This window comes from Humiphilus diazotrophicus (assembly GCF_059726315.1).
Window position 1 is genome coordinate 7,403,353 of the sequence record NZ_AP040870.1, and the last position, 24,858, is coordinate 7,428,210.

The 24,858-nt window shown below is 52.5% G+C and carries 17 protein-coding genes; 9 read left to right on the forward strand and 8 right to left on the reverse strand.

All coding sequences use genetic code 11. The features are described 5' to 3' along the window. Nucleotides 1-148 precede the first annotated feature (148 nt). From AC6I7T_RS29635 to AC6I7T_RS29645, 3 genes are read right to left on the reverse strand one after another with little or no spacing between them, the layout of a single operon-like run. Nucleotides 149-2,893, reverse strand: coding sequence for an ABC transporter permease (locus AC6I7T_RS29635; protein ID WP_497791460.1), 2,745 nt, complete (start codon nt 2,891-2,893; stop codon nt 149-151). Nucleotides 2,894-2,931: 38 nt separating this feature from the next. After that, on the reverse strand, nt 2,932-5,682 hold the full coding sequence (locus AC6I7T_RS29640) for an ABC transporter permease (RefSeq protein WP_497791461.1): 2,751 nt from the start codon (nt 5,680-5,682) through the stop codon (nt 2,932-2,934). Beyond that, nucleotides 5,679-6,023 carry a PadR family transcriptional regulator gene (locus AC6I7T_RS29645; RefSeq protein ID WP_497791462.1) on the reverse strand — a complete coding sequence of 115 codons (345 nt, stop codon included), beginning with the start codon at nt 6,021-6,023 and terminating at the stop codon, nt 5,679-5,681. The genes AC6I7T_RS29640 and AC6I7T_RS29645 overlap by 4 nt, the downstream gene beginning before the upstream one ends. Nucleotides 6,024-6,194: 171 nt before the next feature. Between AC6I7T_RS29645 and AC6I7T_RS29650 the strand changes: the two genes are divergently transcribed. The 5 genes from AC6I7T_RS29650 to AC6I7T_RS29670 all read left to right on the forward strand — a co-directional run bounded on the left by AC6I7T_RS29650 (nt 6,195) and on the right by AC6I7T_RS29670 (nt 11,003). Beyond that, entirely contained in the window at nt 6,195-6,971 is a 777-nt protein-coding gene (locus AC6I7T_RS29650) for a hypothetical protein (protein WP_497791464.1), read from the forward strand. Then, nucleotides 6,922-8,082, forward strand: coding sequence for an XRE family transcriptional regulator (locus AC6I7T_RS29655; protein ID WP_497791466.1), 1,161 nt, complete (start codon nt 6,922-6,924; stop codon nt 8,080-8,082). The genes AC6I7T_RS29650 and AC6I7T_RS29655 overlap by 50 nt, the downstream gene beginning before the upstream one ends. 166 nt (nt 8,083-8,248) lie before the next feature. Further along, on the forward strand, nt 8,249-8,413 hold the full coding sequence (locus tag AC6I7T_RS29660; protein WP_497791467.1) for a phage terminase large subunit family protein: 165 nt from the start codon (nt 8,249-8,251) through the stop codon (nt 8,411-8,413). A gap of 150 nt (nt 8,414-8,563) precedes the next feature. Then, a complete protein-coding gene (locus AC6I7T_RS29665) occupies nt 8,564-9,328 on the forward strand; it encodes an ABC transporter ATP-binding protein (RefSeq protein ID WP_497791468.1) in 765 nt (254 codons plus the stop codon). Further along, on the forward strand, nt 9,321-11,003 hold the full coding sequence (locus AC6I7T_RS29670) for a hypothetical protein (RefSeq protein ID WP_497791469.1): 1,683 nt from the start codon (nt 9,321-9,323) through the stop codon (nt 11,001-11,003). Before AC6I7T_RS29665 ends, AC6I7T_RS29670 begins: the two co-directional genes overlap by 8 nt. Before the next feature lie 337 nt (nt 11,004-11,340). Here AC6I7T_RS29670 and AC6I7T_RS29675 read toward each other — a convergent pair whose 3' ends face one another. From AC6I7T_RS29675 to AC6I7T_RS29690, 4 genes are all read right to left on the reverse strand, one after another. Beyond that, complete coding sequence (locus AC6I7T_RS29675) at nt 11,341-13,371, reverse strand: FUSC family protein (protein ID WP_497791470.1); 2,031 nt, start codon at nt 13,369-13,371, stop codon at nt 11,341-11,343. A gap of 6 nt (nt 13,372-13,377) precedes the next feature. Beyond that, the gene (locus tag AC6I7T_RS29680) at nt 13,378-14,553 is read right to left on the reverse strand and encodes an HlyD family secretion protein (protein ID WP_497791471.1); all 1,176 of its coding nucleotides are present in this window, start codon (nt 14,551-14,553) and stop codon (nt 13,378-13,380) included. 249 nt (nt 14,554-14,802) lie between these two features. Then, nucleotides 14,803-15,069, reverse strand: a complete 267-nt coding sequence (locus AC6I7T_RS29685) for a YtcA family lipoprotein (RefSeq protein WP_497791472.1) — start codon at nt 15,067-15,069, stop codon at nt 14,803-14,805. A gap of 18 nt (nt 15,070-15,087) precedes the next feature. Further along, nucleotides 15,088-16,605 carry a TolC family protein gene (locus tag AC6I7T_RS29690; protein WP_497791474.1) on the reverse strand — a complete coding sequence of 506 codons (1,518 nt, stop codon included), beginning with the start codon at nt 16,603-16,605 and terminating at the stop codon, nt 15,088-15,090. Nucleotides 16,606-16,839: 234 nt separating this feature from the next. Between AC6I7T_RS29690 and AC6I7T_RS29695 the strand changes: the two genes are divergently transcribed. The 3 genes from AC6I7T_RS29695 (at nt 16,840) to AC6I7T_RS29705 (ending at nt 22,696) form a co-directional block, all read left to right on the forward strand. Continuing rightward, nucleotides 16,840-17,460 (forward strand): TetR/AcrR family transcriptional regulator, encoded by a 621-nt coding sequence (locus AC6I7T_RS29695; protein WP_497791475.1) that lies wholly within the window; start codon nt 16,840-16,842, stop codon nt 17,458-17,460. 190 nt (nt 17,461-17,650) lie between these two features. Beyond that, on the forward strand, nt 17,651-19,516 hold the full coding sequence (htpG, locus tag AC6I7T_RS29700) for a molecular chaperone HtpG (protein WP_497791476.1): 1,866 nt from the start codon (nt 17,651-17,653) through the stop codon (nt 19,514-19,516). Nucleotides 19,517-20,062: 546 nt separating this feature from the next. Then, nucleotides 20,063-22,696, forward strand: a complete 2,634-nt coding sequence (locus tag AC6I7T_RS29705; RefSeq protein ID WP_497791477.1) for a TonB-dependent receptor — start codon at nt 20,063-20,065, stop codon at nt 22,694-22,696. Between the two features lie 118 nt (nt 22,697-22,814). Here the strand turns inward: AC6I7T_RS29705 and AC6I7T_RS29710 are convergent, their stop codons facing one another. Next, a complete protein-coding gene (locus tag AC6I7T_RS29710; RefSeq protein WP_497791478.1) occupies nt 22,815-23,798 on the reverse strand; it encodes a TIGR03435 family protein in 984 nt (327 codons plus the stop codon). 484 nt (nt 23,799-24,282) lie between these two features. Between AC6I7T_RS29710 and AC6I7T_RS29715 the strand changes: the two genes are divergently transcribed. After that, entirely contained in the window at nt 24,283-24,831 is a 549-nt protein-coding gene (locus tag AC6I7T_RS29715; RefSeq protein ID WP_497791479.1) for a DUF1572 family protein, read from the forward strand. Nucleotides 24,832-24,858: the final 27 nt, after the last annotated feature.

Consider the following 24,858-nt stretch of genomic DNA (forward strand, 5'->3'; position numbering starts at 1 on the left):
TCCAGGCCCTCCACCAGGGATGAGGGGAATAGAACGACACTTTCTCTTACCTGTGCGTCATCGCCTGTGTGGGCGAGGACGCCCACACGACAGCCGGCCTGGAGTCCGGCGGTACTCCAGGCAGCGACCATTAGGTGCCTGCGATGTACTACTCGTGCCTTAAGGCAATCATCGGATCGGTTCTGGCTGCGCGGCGTGCGGGAATCCAACTCGCTGTCAGTGCTACCAGGCAGAGCAGTGCCGCTGAAGATATCAACGTCTGCGAATCCGTGGGCTTGAGTCCGTAGAGCATGGTGGCGATCATACGGCCAAGGCCCAAGGATGCTGCAACTCCGACAAGGATTCCAATCATTGTGAGCCAGAAGGCTTCGCCGAGAACCATGCGCAGCATATTTGCCGGTTGAGCGCCGAGAGCCATGCGAATGCCGATCTCGTTTGTACGTCGCGCTACCGTATAGGCCATGAGCCCATAGATTCCAATGCAGGCCAGAATCAATGCCAGAATCCCGAAGCCGCTGGAAAGGGAAGCAAAGGTCTTCTCTTGTGCTACCGTCTCGTCGATCTGCTGTTGTTGTGTGCGAATGTCGGTAAGCGGAAGGTCCTTGTCGATAGACTGTACCGCTACGCGTAACGAAGGCACAATGGCTTCCGGTTTCAGTTTCGTGCGGACCTCATAAGTCAGCCCATCCTCTACATTCTTCTGTTGCTGATACGGGAGATATACCAGAGCTGGAGGTTCTTTCCTTACACTTGAATAATGCGCATCCTTGACGATGCCAACTATCTCGGTAAGCGGCTCATCCTTGCCAGTGATGAAGGTCCTTCCAATAGGGTTCGTGTTGGGGAAGAACTTGCGGGCCAGTTGTTGATTAATCACGGCCACCTTCTTTGAAGATGCGGTATCTGCAAAGGTAAGGCTGCGTCCACTTATGAGTGGTATCCCCATGGTAGAGAAGAAATGAGACCCCACGGAATTAACCCGTACGAGGAGGTCTTTCTGGCTCTTTTCCATTCTGCCGTCCAGGTGAAAGTTAGTGCTCCATTCGCCACCCGCAATCATCGGAATCTGCGATAAGCTAACCGATTCGACCCCTGGGACTGTGGCTAGCTTCTCCTCGATTTGGCGATGAAGAGCAATATCCTTAGATTCCGGATAGCGCGTTTTGGGCTGCTGAATGTGGAAGAGCAGGACATTTTCCGGTCGAAAGCCGAGATCTGTTTTGCCTAGATTGAAGAGTGTGCGGGTAAAGAGCCCTGCGACCACAACGAGGATCACAGAGAGAGAAACCTGAACGATGACCAGGGCTTTGCCTGCCAAAGCTTTTCGGCGACGAGTAATCGTCTGTGCCGAGTCTTTCAGCGTAGCATTCGCTTCCGTACTCGCGGCCTGCCAGGCCGGTGCCAGTCCAAAGATGAATCCGGTCACGAGAGAAATGACCACAGCAAAACTGAATATCTGCCAATCGAAGTGACCGCTTGCCGGTATCGGAGCCCCTCGGCTGCTGAGTAAACTTGGAAGTGCATTCCTGCCCAGGTATCCGAGGAAAAGTCCAGCGGTACCTCCTAGACAGGAGAGCATGAGACTCTCCGTAAGCATCTGTCGAAGTATGCGGCTCCGTCTGGCTCCTAAAGCGATCCTGACACCGATCTCCCGTTGACGTGAGCTGGAGCGTGCAAGCAGCAGATTCGCTAGATTGGCGCAGGCTAAGAGCAGGACAGATCCTGTTAAGGCCAGTAATACATAGATGGGTTTTGAGAGTTCTCTTCCGCTCCAGTTTAGTCCTCGATTCCCCTCGATCCACTCCAGACGGGGAAGTGATGCGTCTTTATCGACGGTCATCGTAGCGCGCACTGCGTTATCTAGAACAACATCGAGCGAGGAAAGTGCCGAAGCCTCATTTGTTCCCGGCTTGCTCCTGGCCATGACCGTTACCCACCACTTATCGCCATCAGCCAAGAGCGTATTGCTGTGGAGGTTAAAGGAGACGGGCTGCATACTAAAAGGAAAGAAGATATCTGGCGAGTTTTGTACTTGGGTTGTTCCGGTAAATCCTGGCGGGTTCACTCCGATGATCGTGAAGGGGGTCAGATTCAAGAGGATTGTTTTGCCAATGATGGAAGGTGAGCGTCCGAAGCGTCGCGCCCAATATCCATCGCTGATTACTGCGACGGCTCCTGTTCCGGGAACAAGATCGTCCGATTCCTCGATTAAGCGGCCGAGAGCCGGTCTTACTTCCAGAGCCTGATAATAGTTGCCGGAGACCATTTCTCCATCGATTGCTTCTGCTCGTCCATCGATGGTGGCTGTAACTCTTCCGTAATCTTTGAAGGCAAAGATGTCTTGAAGCACATGATTGTTATGCCGCAAGAGCAAGTAAACCGGATAAGAGAAGTATGTGTTCATCTGCCTTCCGGATGGAGTTACCCAATTGTCTCCCCAGGCCCAGTGGACAGCGCCGTTCTTTCCCGAGTCATACCAACCTAGAAGCCTTAACTCGTCCGGATTCGGTACTGCCAGCTTGTCGAGCAACGTTTGCTTGGCAAAGGTAAATATGACGGTGTTGGCTCCAATTCCCAATGCAAGGGAACCGATAGCAATGGCGGTGAAGGCTGGACTCTTGGCTAGCATTCGCCATGCAAAGCGAAGATCTCCGACGAGTTCGTCCCAGAGCCGCGTGCCCCAGGCAGCGCGGCAGTTTTCCTTCTGCGAAGCGATGCCGCCGAGTTCGGCGCGAGCACGGCGTAATGCTTCGTCTCTGGTGAGTCCGTTTTGTTCCAGATCTGCTGCATATTCTTCGATATGAAAGGCAAGCTCTTCTTCAATCTCCTGATTGAAGTGCTCACTCTGACGAATAGCCTTCCACCATGTGCGGATGCGGCTGCGAATGCTCATGCGTCCTCCGTTATGCAGCGGGTGAATCTTCCAGTTCTTTATTCGTGGCGTAGTGCAATCATCGGATCGGTCCTGGCGGCGCGACGTGCAGGAATCCAACTGGCAGCAAGAGCTACGGCACAGAGCAACAGCGCCGATGTAAGCAGTGTTGCCGGGTCATTTGCTTTGAGTCCGTACAGCATACTTGCGACGAGTTGGCCCAGTCCCAGGGTTGCTGCTCCTCCTGCAACGATTCCGAATAGCGCGAGCCACCAGGCTTCTTTGAGTACCATAGACAGAACGCTTGCCGGTTGAGCACCGAGAGCCATGCGAATCCCAATCTCGTTGGTGCGCTTGGAGACGGTGTAGGCCATGATTCCATAGATACCGATACAGGCCAGAACTACGGCGAGAATTCCGAAACCACTGGTGAGTGCAGCAAAGACTCGTTCTTGTTTTGTGGTCTCATCGATCTGCTGTTGTTGCGTGCGGATATCGGTGATGGGAATATCCTTGTCGATAGATTGCACAACATTGCGCAACGATGGAGCAATTGCTTCCGGCTTACTTCCTGTCCGGACTGCGTAGACCATTCCGTATGGCACTGTTGGTTGTTGTCGGTAGGGAACATAGACGATAGGTTGTAAATCTTCGCGTAGATCTGCGAATTTTGTGTCGCCTACAACTCCGACGATTTCAATCTTAGTTTTGCCTTGGGTAAAGGTCCTTCCAATCGGATTGTTGTCGTGGAAGAAATGTTTGACAACCTGTTGGTTGACAAGAGCGACCTTTGAACCAGCTTCATTGTCCGTTGCTTTAAAACTGCGTCCGGCAATCAAAGGAATCTTCAATGTTGAGAAGAAATGTTCTCCGACGATATTGAAATCCACATCGGAAGTTTCGTCATGCTTGACCGGTTCTCCGTCGGGAATGAATTCGTTCGTGTATCGTCCGCCGGAGATCATGGGGATGACAGATAGTGAGGCCGATTCCACTCCGGGTACAGTCGCAAGCCGTTCTTCGATGTCGTGGTGCAAAGCAACATCCTTCGGAGCAGGATAACGCGACTGTGTCTGCTGCACCGAGAAGAGGAGGATGTTATCGGGACGGAAGCCGAGATGCGTTTTATTTAGATTGACCAGCGTCCGCGTAAAGAGTCCGGCTCCTGCGATCAGAACAATCGAAAGCGAGATCTGAACGACAACGAGAGCTTTCCCCGCCAATCCACTTCGGCGTTGCGTTGCGGATAGAGAAGAGTTCTTCAGTGTTGTGTTCGCTTCCGTTCTCGACGATTGCCAGGCTGGGGCAAGTCCAAAGACCACTCCCGTAGCTATAGAAATGACAGCCGTATAGCCGAAGACCATCCAGTCGAAGTGAGCCGTCGCTTTGGATATATCCCAGCCCAGATTCCATGAATCGGCCAGTAGCCGGGGCAGAAGATTGCGTCCCAGGTAGCCCAGCATCAAGCCGCCTACGCCTCCAAGAGCAGAGATGAGCAGGCTCTCTGTAAACATCTGTCTCAGGATGCGTCCGTGTTTTGCTCCCAGGGCGAGACGCACTCCCATTTCGCGTTGACGCGCACTGGATCTGGCCAGTAGAAGATTCGCCAGATTGGTACAGGCCAGCAGCAAGACAAAACCTGCAAGAGCAAGAAGAACCCGGATCGGTTCTGCAAGCTGCTTGCCGGAAGGATTCAGGCCACGACTGCCATTTACCAACTCCAGGCTGGGGATACTCGAATCCTTGTTGACAGTCATGGTGGAGCGCACTGCCTGATTCAACAGCAGATCCAGAGAAGCACGTGCAGATGCTTCATCGGTTCCAGGCCTAACCCTGCCCATAAGTGTCACCCACCACTTATTCTTGTCCGCCAGCAGGGAGCTATTGGCCCTTGGGAAGGCTATAGGTTGCATGCTGAAAGGGAAGAAGACATCCGGAGAAATGCCCGTCTCGGAAGCTCCGGTGAAACCTGGAGGATTAACTCCTACGATGGTGAAAGGGGTGAGGTTTAGCTTGACTGTTTTTCCTATGACCGAGGGGGAGCGTCCAAAGCGCTTTGTCCAATATCCATCGCTGATGACGATGACCGGACCACTTCCGACCGTTGCGTCGTCGGCTTCATCGATGGCTCGGCCCAGAGCAGGCTTTACACTGAGCACGCGATAGTAGTTGCCGGAGACCATCTGTCCCTCTACCGGTTCGGCGCTTCCGTCAATAGAGGCCGTTATCCGGCTAAAGTTACTGAAGGCAAAGATATCTTCCAGCACACGATTTTGCCAGCGTAGTTGCTGATATATGGGATAGGAATAGGTTGTGTGGAGTGTTTTTCCCTCTGGAGTGGTCCAGCTATAATCCCACATCCAGTGAACAACACTACGGCTTTTATCGTGGCTCCAGACCAACACTCGAAGCTGCGAAGGTTCCTTTACCGCAAGCCTGTCGAGAAATATCTGCTTGGCGAAGGTGAAAACGACGGTATTGGCTCCGATTCCCAGAGCCAGTGAGCCGATGGCGATTGCTGCGAAGGTCGGACTCTTCAGCAGCATGCGCAACCCATAGCGAAGATCGGCGACGAACTCATCCCAGAGCTGCGTGCCCCAGGAGCTGCGACAGTTTTCTTTCTGTACGGCGATGCTCCCAAGCTCAACGCGTGCGCGCCGCCTCGCCTCTTCCGGATGGACCCCGTTGCGGATCAAGTCTGCCGCATACTCTTCCAGGTGAAAGGCCAGCTCGTCCTCAATCTCCTGACTGACCTGCTTCTGCTTGAAGATCGCCTTATACCAGGTATGCAAACGGCTGCGAAGGCTCATGCTTCCTCCGGCGTTGCGCGCAGGACTGCCGCGATGGCATCGGCCATATGGTTCCACTTCTCGGTTTCGGTCTGGAGGCGCCGGCGCCCGGCTGCGGTAAGTCGATAGTACTTGGCCTTGCGGTTGTTTTCGCTTTGTCCCCATTCGCTGGCAATCCAGCCTTCATGCTCAAGACGATAGAGCGCAGGATAGAGCGATCCCTGCTGAATCTCCAGCCGATTGCCGGAGATCTGCTGAATACGCAGCAATACTCCATATCCATGCAATGGACCAAGGGATACAGCCTTGAGCACCATCATGTCGAGCGTGCCCTGTAGTAGATCGTTCTGCTTTGGAGCCAAAGGAAAACCCTCCTCCTAGGATGACTAGGAGAATAGCTCCACTCTCCTAGAGTGTCAAGGAGAAGGATCGGTAGTGTAGTTCTACCGCTCGCGAGACTACAGGCTTACCCCGGAAGACTTAGCAGGGAGATCGAAATATGGAAGCAATCGCAAGAAGGCGTTCTCCAGCAGATGAAAAGTACTACTTCCTATTTTACAACATCGTTCGATGTGGTAAAACAGGAAGTAGTAATTCTGATTGGGACGATTTTGGGTCAGTCTGAAACGGAGGTGCGGATGCTCGCACGCGTGTATGTCAAATATTCTGAAGCGGAAACTCGGCTTGCTTCTCTGGGGTTGAGAAGTGAAGTCATTCAGGAAGCAGCTCGTGCGGGAAAGTTTGCATGGGCAACAAACACCCCATTTCATCCGAAGTGGTACGCCGGAAATGTGATGTATTCAAATACGCTCGCTACCTTAGGGGAGCTTCTTTCCAATGCCAAGGATGGATGGAGCCGTGAGGACCCCGCCGGACACCCGTTGGTAGTAAATCACAAGCGCAAGATCGCTCTCGCAGTAGCTACTTCAGATTTGAATACAGGTAACGGTGATGCGAGCCATCCTCCAAGTACACGCCCTGCAAAGGGCATTCGTACCGAAGAAGCACTGGAAGAGAATCAGGGCCTGCTCTTTCCCGATGTGTTCGATGGAACTGAAAATCGGCATGAATTGGCAGGATACGAGTTTTGGTGGCTTCTTATGTATGTGGATGAGCCGGGGAACAAGCTATCTCTTGAGTTGTCTCGTGGAGTCAGTCTAAATAAGGATCGATCCATCGCAAGTTGGAGCGAACGAATCATGATAATTCCGCAACCACTGCAAGAAGATGACATACCGCTCGGCGGAAATGAGGATGGAGATGGACCGCAAAGTGGGGAATACGACGTCGATGTCAGAAAGCTTGGGTAAATGTGAGCAAGTATTCAATCCGCGCCGCTTTGCTCTCGCTCGACGACGTCGCGGGCTGAAAAAGGTCGAACTTGCACAAGCTGTCGGAGTTGATCCGAAATCGATAATGAACTTTGAATCCGGTACGGAGCCTGGAGATGACACTATGTCTCGTCTTTGTTCTGTGCTCGGATTCCCTAAAGCCTTTTTTTATGGGGAGAACATAGAAGAAATCGATGTGTCCACTGTCAGCTTCCGTTCAATGGCAAGGATGACTGCAGGACAGCAAGCGGAGGCCCAGGGACAGGGCGCTATATGCATTCTCCTCAACAATTGGTTTACTAAACGTTTTGCCATGCCTGCAGCAGCGATTCCTGATGTAAAACTGGCCACTCCAGAGGCGGCCGCAGAAATTGTCAGAACTGAATGGGGATTGGGAGTTCAACCCATTTCAAACATGATTCATCTGCTGGAATCGAAAGGAGTGCGTGTTTATTCTCTCTCGGTGAAAGCTCGCGAAGTAGATGCCTTTTCTACATGGAAAGGCGATACTCCTTTCGTCATGCTTAACGTACAAAAGAGTTCTGAGCATAGCCGCTTTGATGCAGCACATGAACTAGGCCATCTTGTGCTCCATCGTCACGGGTCTCCAACCGGGAAAGAGGCTGAAAGTGAAGCAAATCAGTTCGCCTCAGCGTTTCTTATACCCGAATCGGACCTGCGAGCCTATGCCCGCCCCAATCCCGGAATATCAGCCCTAATCCAATGGAAGAAGCGATGGAAGGTGTCGTTAATGGCTCTGGTTTATCGGATGCATAAACTTAAACCACCACTAATAACGGAGCATCACTACAAGAACATTTGCATCCAGATTTCTCGCATTGGGGCAAGAACCGAGGAGATCGAAGGTGTACCGCGAGAGCGTTCGTTGCTTCTTGAAAAGCTACTGCGAATGTTAGCTGCTGACGGTATAAGTCGCTCCGATATTGCCAGAGACTTATCTATAACCACGGTTGAACTTGATGAAATGATGTTCGGGCTTACGATGACAGCTCTTGAAGGTAAGCGCATCGGCGAACCAAAACCTAGAAGTGGCCCTCCTCGGCTATCTCTTGTCAAAGGCGGTAGGTAGGTGCAATCTGATCATAGAAAGAGCCCCGGATTTTCCGAGGCTCTTTCGTCTATGCTGCATCCTGCCACCTTCGAATTTCCTCTATAACGACTTTTAGTATTACCAAGAAGATCAGGAAGCAGACACAATCAGCCTGCAAAGCTCACCGTCTCTGCGCTATCGGAAGATGTCCATTCTGGACTGTGTCGAGCATGGAAACTTCGATCTCCATAGAGCTAGATACCAAGTCGGCATAGCCAACGCGTTTACCGAACCGACATGCACAGAAATTGTGGTGGTCTTGCCCGCGCAAACGGGAAAGACGATGGGCCTGAACAATTGCATCGGTTAGTGGATTTGGCACAAGAAACAGATACTCCTGAAGCCTGAACACCCCTATGTAGAGATCTACTTGACGCCCTGCTATATTGAATGCTACATAGGGGTGTCGACTTTCATCGGCAATACTTCGATCCTGAGGCCGACGAAAGGCAGGGGCAGCATGCTTGAACTCCGCCATGTTTCAAAACACTACGTTGGTATTCCTGTCGTCAACAATGTCAGTTTTTCAGCAGCACCGGGAGAAGTGTTGGGCTATCTGGGGCCGAATGGCTCGGGAAAGTCGACAACGATGAAGATGATCACGGCTCTGATCGAAAGGACCACAGGGCATATCTTTTTCGATGGTCGGAAGATAGAAGACGATCTGGCTGGCTATAAATCCCGGATGGGCTATGTGCCGGAAGAGCCGCATCTATATACGCATCTCTCCGGCGTGGAATATCTGACGATGGTGTCGCAGCTTCGGAATCTCCCAGCGAGGGAAAGTTCGGAGCGGATTGACGGGTTGCTGCGTTTGCTTTCGCTCTATGAAGACCGTCACGCTTCCATCTCCGGTTACTCGAAGGGGATGCGGCAGAAGGTTCTGATTGCGGCGGCACTACTGCACAATCCTGAGCTGGTTCTGCTAGATGAGCCTTTCTCGGGCCTCGATGTCGGATCGGCGCTCGTGTTGCGCAGCCTGATTCAGGAGTTGGCTTCACGTGGCAAGGTGGTGTTATTCAGTTCTCATGAGCTGGATACTGTCGAACGTGTCTGTTCGCGCGTAGTAATTCTTCATCATGGAAAGATCGTTGCCGACGATTCCATTGCCGATTTGCGTTCGCTGATGGAATTGCCGACGTTGGAGGCAATCTTCTCACAGCTGGCCGTCGAGCAGGACTCGAATACTCTGGCGCGGCAGATTGCGGATCTGATCCATGCCTAAGCTGGCGGAACTCTTTCCTCTTCACTATCGCATTCTCTTGCGGCAGTTTCTTCTGCGCGTAATCGATCTTGAGGCGCTGTCTGTCGAAGCGGATGTCCCTCGTTTCCTTGGCCAGTTTGCCGGTGTCTTGATTATGCTCAGCCTGATTCATACGCTTATTATCTGGAGTCTGGTGGCCCGCGCTGGCTGGCAGATTGAGCAATATCTGACGAAGACTATGGTGCTGGTCGCAGGCCTGATTGTCGTCGTCAGTTGGGATGCAACTTTTCCGGACCGCCGCGATGTAATGGTACTTGCTCCCTTGCCTGTGAAACCGCGGACAATTCTCATGGCGAAGATTTCTTCCTCGGCTGCGTTATTGGGTTTAGCCGTTCTTGCGTTGAATCTTGCTCCAGGGCTGATGTTTGCTTCGATCTTGGGTGAGCTGCATCGTTCGGGTTGGGGCTTCTTTCAGTCGTCGGCTGCTTACTGGGTGGCTATGATTGGTTCGAGCCTCTTTCTTTACTTTACGGTACTGACCGTGCAGGGCATTACTTCTCTACTATTGCCGCGACGTCTCTTCCTTCGTCTCTCAGCCGCTCTACAATTGATTGCTTTTGCTCTCACTCTGGCTGTGTATTTTCTCCAGCCGCGCTTGCTGACTCCTGCGGCGATGATGCTTCCCTCTAATCACGTTTGGGTGGCCTATTCGCCTTCTCTATGGTTCTTTGCTCTGATGAATCAAATCGAGGGGAACTGGCCTTCCTCGCTTGCCTGGATGGCTTGGCGTGCATGGATGGGGCTGGGTGTTTCTGTTCTAGGCGCTACTGTTTCCTTGCTGCTCTGTTATCTGCGGACGATGAAGAAGACCGTTGAAGAGCCGGATTTGCTTCCTTCAGGCAGAGGCTGGTTTGGGTCTCTGCGCCTTGGTCCTGCACTGGGAACTGCGATTCTGTTCTTTAGCCTTCGCTCGCTTACGCGTAGTCGCCATCACCGCGTGGCCTTTGCTTTTTATCTCGCGCTGGTCTTTGCGATTGCTCTTTCTTTGCTTAAGAATGGCTTGCTTGCGAAGAGTCCAATGCCATTGCCCCCCAGCTATTTGATTGCAACGATCATGATGATGGCTTTCGCTATTTTCGGTTTACGAAGTGTCTTCTCGTTGCCGATTTCGCTTACAGCGAATTGGGTGTGGCGGATTACACAGCTAAGTCCCTCGGAGAAATATATCGCTGCAACAAGGAGATCTCTGCTGTTGTTTGCGGTGCTTCCTGTGCTGCTGCTCTCGGCTGCTTTAGCATATCCGGTCAGGCCCGTTCTTCCAGTGGCGGAGCACCTTGCAATTGTTGCCATGCTTGGGTGGTTCTTTGTCGAACTGAGTTTGATCGGTCTCTATAAAGTACCCTTTACCTGCTCCTATTTACCGGGGAAGGTGAATATTCAGTTTGTGTTCTGGGCTGGATTGTTTTTGCTGTACATTCTGTCGTTCACTTGTGCAAAGGCTGAGCTTGCTTCTTTACAGGATGTTGGCAAGTTCGCTTGGATGTTTGCAGGCTTTGTCTTGATCGCTTCCGGAGTTTGGATTTATAACCGCGGGGAAGCGAAATCGGCAATTCTGTATTTCGAAGAGCGTCCGGACGAAGTCCTCACTTCGCTTGGGGTCGCTTCTATACGAGCAATCGAGACAGCGGAGAGATAATTTTCAGGTTGAAGATCGATCCGGTATCGGTAACCGGAGGAATAGATTTGCAAAAAAATCTGGGGTGCCCCATCTTCACGAGCGAAGCGAGTTAAGGTGGGACGGACAAAAGCTTCGATATCGGTAGCCGAGCCAGAGCATCTCCTTTCTGTACTTGCCCAGTTCGTACCATAAGGTACCGCCGGACTCCAGGCCGGCTGTCGTGTGGGCGTCCTCGCCCACACAAGCGAAGCAGCGTGAGACAAGTAATGTCGCGGTAATACTCTTTCTTCCCGGGTGGAGGGCCTGGAGACCCTCCACGACAGCCGGCCTGGAGTCCGGCGGTACCCTTTGTTGCTTACGAGGCTTCTCTCGGAGTGCAAAGCATCGACAGCTGACGGTGCAGACGTTCATAGGAGCTGAGGATCTTGCCTGTCGAACCGTTATAGTCGGCTCCAAACTCTATTGGAAGCTGCGTTTCCGCTGAGCAAGGCTCTTTAGTGTTTAGCCGCTTGGCCCAGTGTGATAGCTCTTCTGCAATCTCCTTTTGCACCTGGGAAGTTTCCTCTGCGGTCTGGTGATGCATCCAGGTTTCCAGCGTGAGAAAGAGATTCCCGGCTGAAAGTGCGGCTTCGAGCAATTCGTCACCGATCTGTTGATCCAATTGCCGCCGGGTTCCGATCTCGTAAGGGACTGTCTCGGCCATTGTGCGGAGGCTGACCATCTGCCGAGCGATACTTTCACGCAACTTTGAACGCTGATGTTTGAATTGCTCCGGTTCCGTTGCGGCCAGAGAAAGTAGATCTGCTTCGGTAGAGAGAACCTTCGATAGTGCCTTTCGCATTTCATCGACGGTTCTCACTGGAGCAATCTCGATGAAGACCACCCATACCAGCAGCAGGGCAAGGCCAATACCAAGGATACGATCTCTGCCTGGAACCATATCGGTTGGAGCAGAGAAGGTTTCGAAGGCAACAATAAAGAAAGAGAAGGCGATTTGCAGACCGATATAGGAGAAGTGTGGAGCACGTGCGAGCCAGGCCGCTGTAAATGCCACGGCTGCGACGAGCAAGCTGAGCGACGTAGCGGAGTCCATGTATGGGAAGAGAAAGATAATCGATCCAATACCGAAGACGACTCCACCTAAGGTCGAGCCCGTCAGACGGAAGATCAGCTTCTGACTGATTGCTCCTGTATTGCTGAGTCCTACGATGAGAACGGTAAGGACAACAGTCGAGATCCCCGGCCAATTCATGGCCATATAAATGATGTAACCGATGGTGGCACATAGGGCTATCTTCAGGCTGAAGATAACATAGGCAGGATTCGTCCACGCATCGGGAACAAACCACGAGGGCGCGGTCTGTTTGCTTCCACGCGCTTTGCTCTCCCAGGCAATAGGCTGCGTCGGTTCTACTTCAGCGAGTGCTGTCAGCGATTGCTCGATTAGGCCCAGGAGCTCGGATTCATCCGCGCTTTCACTGAATTTCAGCTCCAGATGCTGAAAGGGCTTTTCGCGAATTTGGGCGCAGGCATCGGCTATCTGCTTGATGCGTGCCTTATGCCCGGTGCTGAGTTCACGGTGCTCTTCCATAGCGAGACTTGCCGTCAGGTCGAGCAGGCGGAAGAGATGAGGCAGAAGTATCGGCAGATCTTCTACGTAAGCATCTGCGCCTTCTCTGCGTGTACTGATCTCGCGAATGAGTGCGAGCATTCGCCCCTGTCCGGCGAAAGAGAGGCGGATAACTTCCTTCGACGAGAGCTGCAGATTGGGGTGTCCCTCTTCCTCGCTGTAGGCCCGAAGGAAGTTTTCGATTGCCTCCAGTCTTGCCTGATACTCGCGATGCAGTGCATAGAAGGGATCTCTGCTGGCGAAGACATATTCGATGGCCACGGCAAAAGCAACTCCCAATGCGCCGGTGGCAACGGGCCACATGGAGGCTTTGACTAACTCGTCGGCCGGGGTCTTCAAGTCCCAGAAAGAAAGCGTAATGAGCGAGAAGACTCCGAAGTCCATTCCTCCTCGACGGCGCATTGTCTTTAGCAGAAAGGCGGCGACAAAACTGAAGAGCGCTGTTCCCAGAACCCGCCCCATCCCCGAATTGTCCGTCAGGATGACCAGCAGGAGTGCCGCCGCTACGCCCACGCACTGAAAAACAATTGCATAGAGTCCCGAGATAAAGGTTAGATACGGAGTCTCATACGAGATGATGTAAATCAGATATGCTCCGGGCGCGACTGCCGGAGTCCGCAGAATCATCATGGCGATGATGGTGCACGTGACGGCCAGAGTCGTCCGCAACGCCCCGGCCATTCGTCCGTGGTAAGGCAACAGCTCTTGCCGGATTAATTCATAGAGCGGCACACGAGCATTGATTCTGCTATTCATCGTCTCTTATCTCACAACGCTGATGGCTGTTTCGCCGATGCGGAAGAGCTGCGGATCGGGATGCTGAATCTTCACACGAACAGGGAAGCGAGCCGAGAGATGAACCCAGTTCAGGGTGTGATTGATCTGCGGCAGCCCGTTACTCAGGTTCGACTCGTCAGGGGTGACACCATAGCCTATGCTCTCAACATATCCGTCGAAGCGGCGATGAGGATCGCTCATCAGGTAGATATCGGCATGCGATCCGGGACGGATATGCTTCAGCGATGTTTCGCGGTAGTTGGCGATGACGTACCAGTTGCGCGTGTCGATCAAGGTAAAGATAGGCGCTCCGGGCTTGGCGTATTCACCCTCGGAGATATTCAGGTTGGTAATGTATCCGTCAAAGGGAGCGACGACGCGGCAGCGTTCGAGATCAAGCTGAGCGCTTTCGACGTGTGCCTCTTTGATCGGACGCTGCGCAATCAGGCTGTCGAGTGTATCGACGGTATGAACACTTTCGTTCAAGTGTGCCTGAGAGACTGAGATTCCGACACTGGCTTCGCGATGCTGTGCGCGTGCCTGTTCTTCCTGCATCTTTGCCTGGTGCAGGGCAGCTTGTGCTTCGGCGACATTCTGCTCGGCGACGCGAACTTTGGTTCGCATCTCATCTACTTGTTCAACGGTGACGTATTGCTTTGCCAGCAGGGGTTCAAGGCGATGCAGATTGTTCAAAGCAAGCTTGTGCTGCGCTTCTGCTGTACCTGCCGCTGCTTCGGCCCGCTCGGCAGCTGCATGCGCTGCGTCGATGGCGTCCTGCATGGTGGTTACATGTGTCTTCGAACTGAGCAGACCGGCATGGGCAGCTTCAACGGCACTCGACTGCGCGGCAATTTTGCGTTGCGCATCCTGAATCTGCTTCTCTAGCAATTGCTGATCGGCCAAGGCCTGTTCGAGCGCGTATTGATAAGGGCGTGGGTCGATTGAGAAGAGCAGATCGCCTTTGTGTACATATTGATTGTCCTTGACGTCGAGAGCCGTGAGTCGTCCGCTGACCTCGGGAGCAAACTGAATATAGTTGGCACGAACGCTGGCGTCGTCTGTGCGCGGATGGCGATTAACCTGGAGAACTACCAGTCCTGCCGCAAGTACGGCCAGAGCTGCAGTTCCGGCAGCTATCGAGATTGTCTTTTTGAGCGGCATAAACTTTTCTCCTTATAGGATCGTTTGCGTGAGAAGGGATCTTTGGGTGCCCCATCTTCAAGGTCGCGAAGCGGCCAGTTAGGTGGGATAAACGGAAGTATCCATATCGGTAACCGGAGAGACTCAATAAGTAGCCAGATGCTGTTCGGATACCGATATTGAGATTTCTGTGCGTCCCACCTTAACTCGCTTCGCTTGTGAAGATGGGCACCCTGCTTTGCTTTTACCGAAGCGAACACGCTCCTCTTCTCACCGGAACAGCAAAAGCCAGAGCACACAGGCCAGAAGCACGACTATCGCGGGATAGAAGATCGTCAACGTTCCAACTTCCGACTCCAGATTGCGGCGCTGCAAAAATCCTCGTGTTGCAATGGCGGCTCCGATGCTTATCGCGAGACAGATCATCCAGGAAGGGAAGAACGATCCCGCTATGTCGATATTGGGCGCGCGCGAACATCCACAGGACAGGAATGCCGGGGAGATAAATAAGATATGCTTCCAGTTCTTGATTGCCATGAATCTCTTTCTTTCTAGCTATGGCCGAGCCGCGGCGCTTCGAGTAAGTGGTTCCCGATGGCGCAACAGGCGCCCGGTTGCGTACTCCAGCCGAACTGCACTCAACCAGACGGCGGAATAGGCTTGCACATGAGCCAGCCGCGCCTCTGCTAATTGCTTCTCTGCTGTAACCACGTCGATAAGATTCTTAACTCCATACCGGTAAGCCTCGAAGGAGGAGTTATACGAGGTTTCGGCAGACTGCAGAAGATTTTCTGCCGCTTCTCGCTGCCGTACCGCGGTACGAAAAGATAGATAAGCCGTCCAAACCTCGCGCGCGATCCGGTCTTGCTGCTCCTGTAGCTCATCCTGCCGTTCGCGGTGCTCGGATTCGGCAAGAGCAACTTCATTTCTGCGCTTCCCGGCGTCGAAGAGACTCCAGTGGAAGGTAACTCCCACATTCCACGTTGTTTGATCGGCTGCGCCAAGTTGCCCGTAGCTGCTGGTTGGCCAGACTGCTGTTTGTCCTAGCTTCGATTCAAGTTGCAGCGCAGGGCGTAGAGCCGCTTTGGCGATTCCAATTTCGGCTTCGCTGGAACGTAGTTTCTGACTTAGTTGCTCCAGGTCGGGGCGGTCTTGAAGAGCCGAAGCAACAAGCTGTTGAACGGATTCTGTTACCTCGGCGGGAATTGGCGCGTCAGACGGTTTGGCGATTTCAATCTCATCGGATGGCTCGACGCCGAGATCCTCACGCAGGGCTACTCGGGCAATTCTGGCGGCTCCGATAGCGGCTTCAAGATCGTAGGCTGCCTGGGCCCGGGCTGCCTTGGCATTCAGAACGTCGGGAAGCGTTGCCCGTCCATTCTGCAATTGCGCCTGGGCGGCGTCTTCAGTGGTCTGCGCCGTGGTTAGAATCTGTCGAGCTGCTTCCAGCCGCTGCTCTTCGGTAAGAAGACCGTAGTAACTCTGTACCACGGAGAAGGCCACGTCCTGGTTGGCGCGTTGAAAGGCTGCTGCGGCTGCTAGGCGCTCGGCCTTGCTGCTCTCAATCTGGTTCCCACGCTTGCCGAAGTCGAAGATGGTATAAGCGAGCGCTATCTTTGGGGCAACGGTCGGGATTTCGGCCATCGTATAGCCGCGTGGCGCAAGAGGCTTGGGAAAGGGATTGACGATACGCTCGTCTCCGAAGAATGCCAGAAAAGCCAGCTCCGGATAGTAGTCGGCACGGGCAATATTCAGACGGTTTGCAGCCTGCCGTGCCCGTTCCCAGGCTTCTTTCGTCCGGGGATTGTTGGATTCGGCGATGTCGATCAACTCTTCCAGCCGATAGGGGCGTGAGGCGTCGAAATTGGCCAGCCGTTCCGGTGCAAGATGTTGCTGGACACATGCTGCCGCTGCCTTCGTCGTATCTGGTCGCCCGGCACATTGGGCTCCGAGTGGCAGGGAAATGGTTCCCAGCCAGAAGATCCAACTGCAGACACGGGCAATCCTGCGATCGTTCCAGGCACACGTAATGGATTCCTTTGCAGGAATACTCGGCAGAAAGGGAATGAACATTCTTTATAGTTTACACCGTACACATAGTGTGCGTCGTATAGCAGGAAAGTTGTATAATTTGCCTTCGGCGGATAAGGAGCATTTCCCGCATGGGTGTAGGCACGCTGAAGACAGCCGCGAGCGGCTTTCTTTAGCGGAAAGCCGCATAAGCCTCTGTGACTTGGTCTGCATCTTTGCGAAAAATGCTCTGGGGGAAGGGAATCGGCTGCGGCGATTCGCCGCGAGGGACGGTAGTTGGTACAGCGAACGCAAGTGGAGGAGCAGCGGCCCCGTTTCAAGGCCGGTGCCGAGCTCAAGGCTCGCGTGATCGAGGCTGCCAGCCAGCTTTTTGCGACCGAGGGCTACCAGAACGTCTCGATCCGGCGTATTGCCGAGGTCGCCGGATGCTCGCAGATGGCGATGTACCGCCACTTTCCGGATAAGGCTTCGCTGATTACCCATCTTTGCGTCGAGCTGTATACGAGCCAGACGACACGGATTAATGAGAAGCTGGGTCATCTTCCATCGCCCCGGGCCCGTGTGATTGAGGCATTGCGTCAGACCATCGAACTGGCGGTAAAGAATCCGCACCACTACCGGCTGGCCTTCTTGACGGAACTTCCGGATAAGGCCTCAATGGAGATCCGGTCGGAGATTTCCAAACCCGCCATTGCCTTCATCCGCCAGAACCTGAGCCAGATTCTTCCTGAGGGGACACCTTCGGAGGTGATCGACCGAAAGATGCGCCGCTGTTTCGCCTGCATGCACGGTGTAATCGTGATGCTGATTACCTATCCCAAAGTCTATGGAATGACCAGGCAGAGCGGATTGCAGGATTTCGAGAGTCTTATCAATCAGATAATCGATGGGAAGTAACACATTACAGCCGTATTACCGGCATTACCGGCTCCGGTGGTAACAATCTGGATGCCCCATTCTTGGGGCCTGTTGTTACCGTAATACCTGGCGTCTCTGGTTGTGGTACTGCAAATAGTTGGATTTAGTACCAGGCCTGTTTTACAAGGTTCCGAAATCTCGTTTTATATTGTTACTGGTGACCATAACTATGTCGAAACGTGAATTTCAGACTGAAGTCAGTCAACTGCTGCACCTTATCATCCATTCGCTCTATTCGCACCCGGAGATCTTCTTAAGAGAACTGATCTCCAACTCGTCCGACGCGTTGGATAAGCTCCGGCACCTGACGCTGGTCGACGATGCTTATAAGAGCCTTGCCTTCGAGCCCAGAATCGATCTCGAACTGGACGAAGAAAAAAAGACCTTGACGATTGCCGATAACGGTATCGGCATGAATGAAGAGGATTTGGTTTCACATCTCGGCACGATTGCCCGCTCCGGGACCAAGAATTTCCTCTCGCAACTCTCCGGAGACGCCAAGAAGGATTCAAACCTGATCGGCCAGTTCGGCGTTGGTTTCTATAGCGCCTTCATGGTTGCCGACAGCGTCGAGGTTGTCTCCCGTAAAGCTGGCGAGGAAAAGGCCTTCCGTTGGACGAGTGACGGCAAATCCGGTTTCGAGCTTGAACCGGCAGAGCGCTCCTCCTTTGGTACTACTGTGCTGCTGCACTTCAACGAAGAAGGCGCCCAGTATGCCAACAGCTGGCGTTTGCAGGAGATTGTCAAGCGCTACTCCAACCACATCGCTTTCCCGATCTTTATGACCTACGACAAAAGCGAGTGGAACGAGACCGAGAAGAAGTCGGAGAAGAAGCGCACCACCGAACAGGTCAACGCAGCCAGCGCCCTTTGGCGCCGTTCGAAGAGCGAGCTGAAGGACGAGGACTACAAGGAGTTCTATAAGTCGATCTCGGGTGATTGGGACGATCCGCTCTTCTGGTTCCACACCAAGGCAGAAGGCAGCCTCGAGTACACAACACTCTTCTATATCCCGTCAAAGGCTCCGCTCGATCTCTATCAGGCGGAATATAAGGTCGGCATCAAGCTCTATGTCAAGCGCGTCTTTATCATGGACGACTCGAAGGAGCTTCTACCGCAGTATCTGCGCTTTGTTCGTGGAATCATCGACAGCGAGGACCTTCCGCTGAATGTTAGCCGTGAGATTCTGCAGCAGAACCGGATTCTGACCAACATCCGCACGGCCAGCGTGAAGAAGATTCTTACCGAGCTGAAGAATGTCTCCGAAAATCAGCCTGAGCAGTACATGAAGTTCATCCAGGAATTCAACCGTCCACTGAAGGAAGGTTTGTATGGAGACTTCGCCAATCGTGAGACGCTGCTTGAGCTCGTCCGCTTCAAGTCGACAAAGGTGGACGGCCTTACCAGCCTTGCCGAAGTGAAGTCGAGGATGAAGGCGGAGCAGAAGAGCATCTACTATCTCACTGGCGGCTCGGAGGCTCTGCTTCGCACCTCTCCGCTGCTGGAGATCTACAAGAAAAAGGACATCGAAGTCCTGATTCTCGATGACGACATCGACGAGATTGTCTTCTCCGGCATCGAGAAGTACGGCGAGATCGACCTGAAGGCCGTCAATAAGGCTTCTACGAGCGAGGATCTGAAGGACGAAACCGAGCCGGACAAGTCCGAAGCCATTAAGCCTCTGATCGAAAAGCTAAAGACCACACTCGGTGATCGAGTGAAGGATGTTCGTGCCTCGGTACGACTGGCCGATAGTCCCTCCTGCATCGTCTCCGACGAGACAGAGCCCTCGTTGAAGATGCAGCAGATGCTTCGAGCCATGGGCCAGAAGGATCTGCCTGTCGCCAAGCCGACGCTGGAGATCAATCCTGATCACGAGATCATCAAGAAGCTGCTTGCGCGCCAGGAGGATGAAGTTGCCAACGATGCCGCATGGTTGCTGCTCGATCAGGCCCTGTTGATGGAAGGTGTGCCCCTGCAAGATCCGGCAACCTTCGTCAAGCGCTTGAACCATGTGCTGAGCATCTCGATTTAGCTAAAAGAACATTACCTACCGGCTGCCGTGGAGGTTTCGCAACGCCTCCACGGCGGTAATCCTTGAATATCCTCTCCTGGGATTTCCTTCATCCATTTTCAAAATTCGGGCGATACGCACTTGATGTAGGACTGAACTTGTCGTATTTTGAATGAGGCAATAGATTCTTCAGTGGTTTATACTATTCTTAAGATGCAACACTGTTGCAAGTAAGAAGCTCTGCGAGAGCTGAAGGCCTTGATTACCTGATACAGAAGTGAAATTGCTTTTTCAGAGATAGGGGAGTTTGAACGGAATGTATCCTGACGTGTCGTTTTATGTTGCAACTCGATTGCATTAACTTTCCGAGCTCTGAGTTTCGAGCGAGAGTTTGTTACTTGTTCTTGCTTAAATAAACCTCCTCGAGCGAATAGCTGCCTTGAGGAGAAAAATTAGAGAGGCTGTTCTATGTTCTTTTTGTCGCGTTGGCGGCTGGGGAGATCCCTTGCCATTTTCAGTTGCGCATTGTTTCTTTTTTCCCTCACCGGCTGGAGCCAGCACGAACACGTGCGTGAGATTCGTGGATCTGTATTAACCCGTCTGGATCATTCGGTTCTGCCTGGAGCAGAGATCTCTATTGCCGGCAGCGGTACCAGCGAGGTGGCTAAGGGTACAGCCGATGCCAACGGCTCCTTTTCTGTACAGCTTCCCGCCGCCATGCAGCCACCATTCGATGTCTCAGTGCAGACACCCGGCTTCCGTGGAGTCCGCATTACGCTAGATTCGCTCTCCAGGCAGACATCGAATCTGGAAATTGCCTTGGATGTAGATAGTGTAAATACGACAGTCACTATCGACGGTGAGACAAAACCTCTTGCTGAAGATGCACCCGTTATTTCGCAACTCATCGATGGGCGGTCACTGGATGCGTTGCCGGAAAATGGACGCAATCTTACTAAGCTGACCTTGTTGAATCCGCAGGTGCGCAATACCGCAGGCTTAGGCAGCGATGCAATCAATGGCGCACGACTGAACATCAATGCCGATATCTTCCGGCTTACGCGATACAGTATCGATGGCAGCACGAATTATGAAGTTGTTTATGGCAATGCTCCGCTGCAAGCGTTACCCATCTCGGCGATGTCTGAAATGCAGGTTCTTACGAACCAATACGATGTGCTCTATGGAGGCACGACGACAGGCATTGTTGCTACCAGCTCTCGTGCCGGAGGCCCCAAGTATCACGGAGAGATGGCCTTCTTCGGGCGTCCGAGTGGTCTGCAGTCGGCTCCTCCTGTCTCGACCGTTCGCATGCCAAATCGCATGATCGACGGTTATGGACGCCTGGGCGGGCCGCTTCTGGATAACAAGACGCACTTCTTTGCAACGCACGAGCAAGATAGCTTTCGGCGCGGTTCCTATATCCAGTCGCCCAAGGCGATGGTCTATATGGGGGAGGGATCGGATTTTTACACTCTCGGACGCCTCGACCGCCAGCTTACCAATCAACATCTTCTTACGTTGCGTGTAAGTGGACACAGAAGCTTCAGCAATAATCCAAATGACCGCGTGGGTGGAATCGTGCAGCCCTCCGCCGGACAGACGAATCGGACACAGTCCATTGGGACACAGGGCTCGCTGATTTCAACCTTTGGAGAAAAGATCAACACGCTGCAATTTGAGTTTGTACATGCCTTGCCCTATGTGCTGACTCCGAATCAGCCCTCGATTGGCATCTCTCGTCCCGGATATAGTACCGAGGGCGGATCGAACTCCTTGCACCTTCAGAGCAACACCGAAGATTTGAAAGAACAGTTAGGCTGGCGTTTAGGGAAGCATAGCCTGACGGCAGGTGTTGCGGGAACCCGGACACAGGCAATAAATACAAGTACGACGCTCTATGGGACCTATACCTTTCCTGCTGGTGCGCCGACTGCGGGAGAACAGCCCAGCAGCTATACCCAGACTTTCGGTGCTGCCCATGTCCGTTTAAAGAATTCTTTTGTTGCTGGATTTATGCAGGACACCTGGAGAGCCTTGCCGGGACTTACTTTGACCATGGGTGCACGCTACGAATATCAAGGCTTTACTCGCGATACGAATAACATCGCTCCGCGCATTGGTCTAGCATATGACGTCCTCGGAACAGGGAAGACGATTCTGCGTGGTGGCTTTGGCTTCTTCTTTGGTGAATCGTATTTGCAGATTCCCCTGAATGCACAGCTCCAGGGAGTAGATTCCCCAACCAAGACTTATACCTTTACCAAGGGTCAAGCCGGGTTTCCGACTTTTCCGAACAGCCTCACTTCGATTCCCTCGACCGGATTGGGCAAGCGGGATCTGTTTCTTATGTCGAACAATCTGCTCAATCCCTATAACATGCAGACGACCTTAGGCATCGAACAGAGCTTGGGCTGGGGATGGATGCTTAGCGTAAATGGCATTCATGGGATTACCCGCAAACAGTTTTCTTCGATCAATCTGAATGCGCCGTACTTTGTTCGCACAGCAGCCGGTCAGACGAATAAGAATGTGGTGCGTCCCTTTGCGACGTATCAAGGTATAGCCGTCAACAATGTTATTGAGATTCACAACAATAATTCCACCTCCTACGATGCTTTGCGTGTGGATCTGATCCGGAAGTCAGGCAGGTACTTCGATTGGAATACCTCGTATATCTATTCTGCGGCATTGACTTATAGCGTCTTTCAGGGCGAGGCTACCACGGGAGTTCCGAACGATTGGTACCATCCCAAGCAGGGAGAGTATGGGCCGACGGACTTCAATCAACGTCATCGTTCCGTTAGCTATGGAACCTTCCGCTTGCCCTACGAGACACACGTAACCGGAGTCATTACAGCTGCCGCCGGATTGCCCGTGAATCCAATCACGGGAGTCGATAACAACGGCGATGGATATACGACTGACCGTCCTGTTGGGCTCTCTCGCGATTCCTTCCGTGGTCCGAAGCAGGTGAGCATCGACCTCTCTGCCGGAAAAACCGTCCGCTTGAGCGAAAGGATTGCCGCCGACTTTCGCGTAGACGCCTTCAATTTGTTCAACCACAGCAATTACGTGGTTCTGAATAATGTCTATGGAAATGGAGCGACACCTGTAGCAACATTCCGTGCTCATCAGGCCGGTTTGTCTAACTCCGATCCCGGTAGGCAATTACAGTTTGGAACAAGAGTATCGTTCTAGACTGTGCAGGAGGTGGCGGTTTCTGACCGCCACCCGCTTCGCAACTTGAATGCAGAAATCCCATAGAACATCTTCCCTTGACGGAAAAGCCGTTCTTGGGATGTGTATATATAGGTTCTTAGTTCTCTGTAGGGCTTTTCTCGATGCCTTCAACAATAAGCTGCTGGATGTTGGCTTTGTCAGGAGTCAGTTTGAGGCCAAGCTTTTCTACAGAGGCGAAGACGGTTGCTCCTCCTCCCGGTTCGGGAAGGGCATCCGTTGAAGGTCCTTGCGGTATGTTGACTCCCGCTGCTCGCGCTTGCGCCATCAAGTCGGCAAGAGAGATATCGATTGCAACCTGATAATTGCCCTGCAATCCAGTCTTATCCACTACTTGACGTTTTGTGTCGCCACCCATCTGTAGCACTCGTGTCAGCATATCGGCAAAACCGGACATGGTTACCATGCTTGAATCAAGATGAAGCACTTTGGATTCCAGATCCATCCGCTGCGTGACCACACCCTTCTTCCCCATGTTGATGGTGACTGAACCATCGGAATTTTTCATCATGCGCATGGGACCATCCGGTCCATCCAGTTTTGTCTCCCCTGGCTTTAAGGGGGCCGTTTCATCGATTGGAGCCATGGAGGCGGGAGACTCTTTCATTGGCAGGGGACGTTTATTCACTACCAATGCGAGTACTTTGTGCTCCTGGGTCTCTCGATGAGCTTTCAACTTGAACCTGTCGATAAGTAGCTGCTGCAACATAGCAGGTGCATCGTCTTTGGTCGATCCTTCTGGCATCTTCGCCACAATGTCGAAACGCTGGCTGGCTAGCCATTCCGGTCCCGTAATCTGATAAGTCTTGATATCGAAGGCGAGGGCAATTAGCTCGTTGAGCGGCATGTAAATATACTCTGCTCGGGTGCCAAGGACATGTGCACCCAATCTAGGCATTTTCCCTGCTTGTACATCCGCTGCCAGCTTCATCATATCGAGAGGCGCAGACGGTCTTATTGTTGCAACCTCAAAGGATGGTTTTCCGGGAGCACTCTGCCCAAAGACAAAACTGTTGATAAAGATACTGAGGATTAGGGCAAACCACACCCGATGTCGTGCCATGATTGCATTTTCTCCTGAGGGAATGCTGATTCCATATCGAGGTTCGTTTATTCATAAGACAAATGGATTCGAGCAATCTGGATTTCTGTTTCGCAAACCTTAATTGGAATTACTACATAAGTTTGTGCTAAATGATAGCGGCACCATTCTAAAGCTTTGAATGTCCAGACGATAGACAAATTTCAGGGTTTCATGGAAATGTAAAGGGAAACGTCGATTTTCCTGGAGACTTTTCTCAAGGATGTAGACCCAGTCACAGTAGCTTACGCAGCGTCCGCCAAAGACCGGGGACCTCTGCAGATATGCCTTTGTGTTCTGCTAAGGTAGAGAGAAATGCTCGTCACCGTCTTCTTCAAGTCTATATCGGTGAGGGAAATCCTCTGACAGGCTCTTTCGTTTAATTGAGAGAGAATACCCTCTTTGCCTGAAGAAGGTGGGCTTTCGCATTCAATTATCGAATCGCAATTTTATACAGGGACCCAACATGGCTTTGAAGTTCACGACTTCCTACATTGAAGATTCTCTCTCATGGCTCCGCTATTACAAGAACTTGGCGGAACGAGCGATAGCGCAAGTAACGGATGAGCAACTCCTTCTTGCTCTCGATGAAGAAATGAATTGTATTGCTACGATCATGAAACATATCAGTGGCGGCATGCGTTCTCGCTGGACTGATTTTTTGACGAGTGATGGAGAAAAGCCAGATCGTAACCGGGATATGGAATTCGTCGATCCTCCGTCGACAAGAGAAGCCCTGCTCTCTGGATGGGAAGATAGCTGGAAATGCCTCTTCTCTACAATAGAAGCTCTTACCGAAGACGATTTACAACGGACGGTGACTATCCGAGGGGAGGCCCACTCCGTCTTGCAAGCCATCAATCGTCAGCTTACTCATTCGACGTATCACTGTGGGCAAATCGTGCTATTGGCCAAGCACTTTCAAAGCAAAAGCTGGAAACCTCTAACTGTTCCCCGCGGGCAATCTGCCGAATTCAATCGCCGGGTTTTGGCTGGGGAGATCAGCCAGCGTTAGGCATTTAGCCTGGATGATTCCTATGTA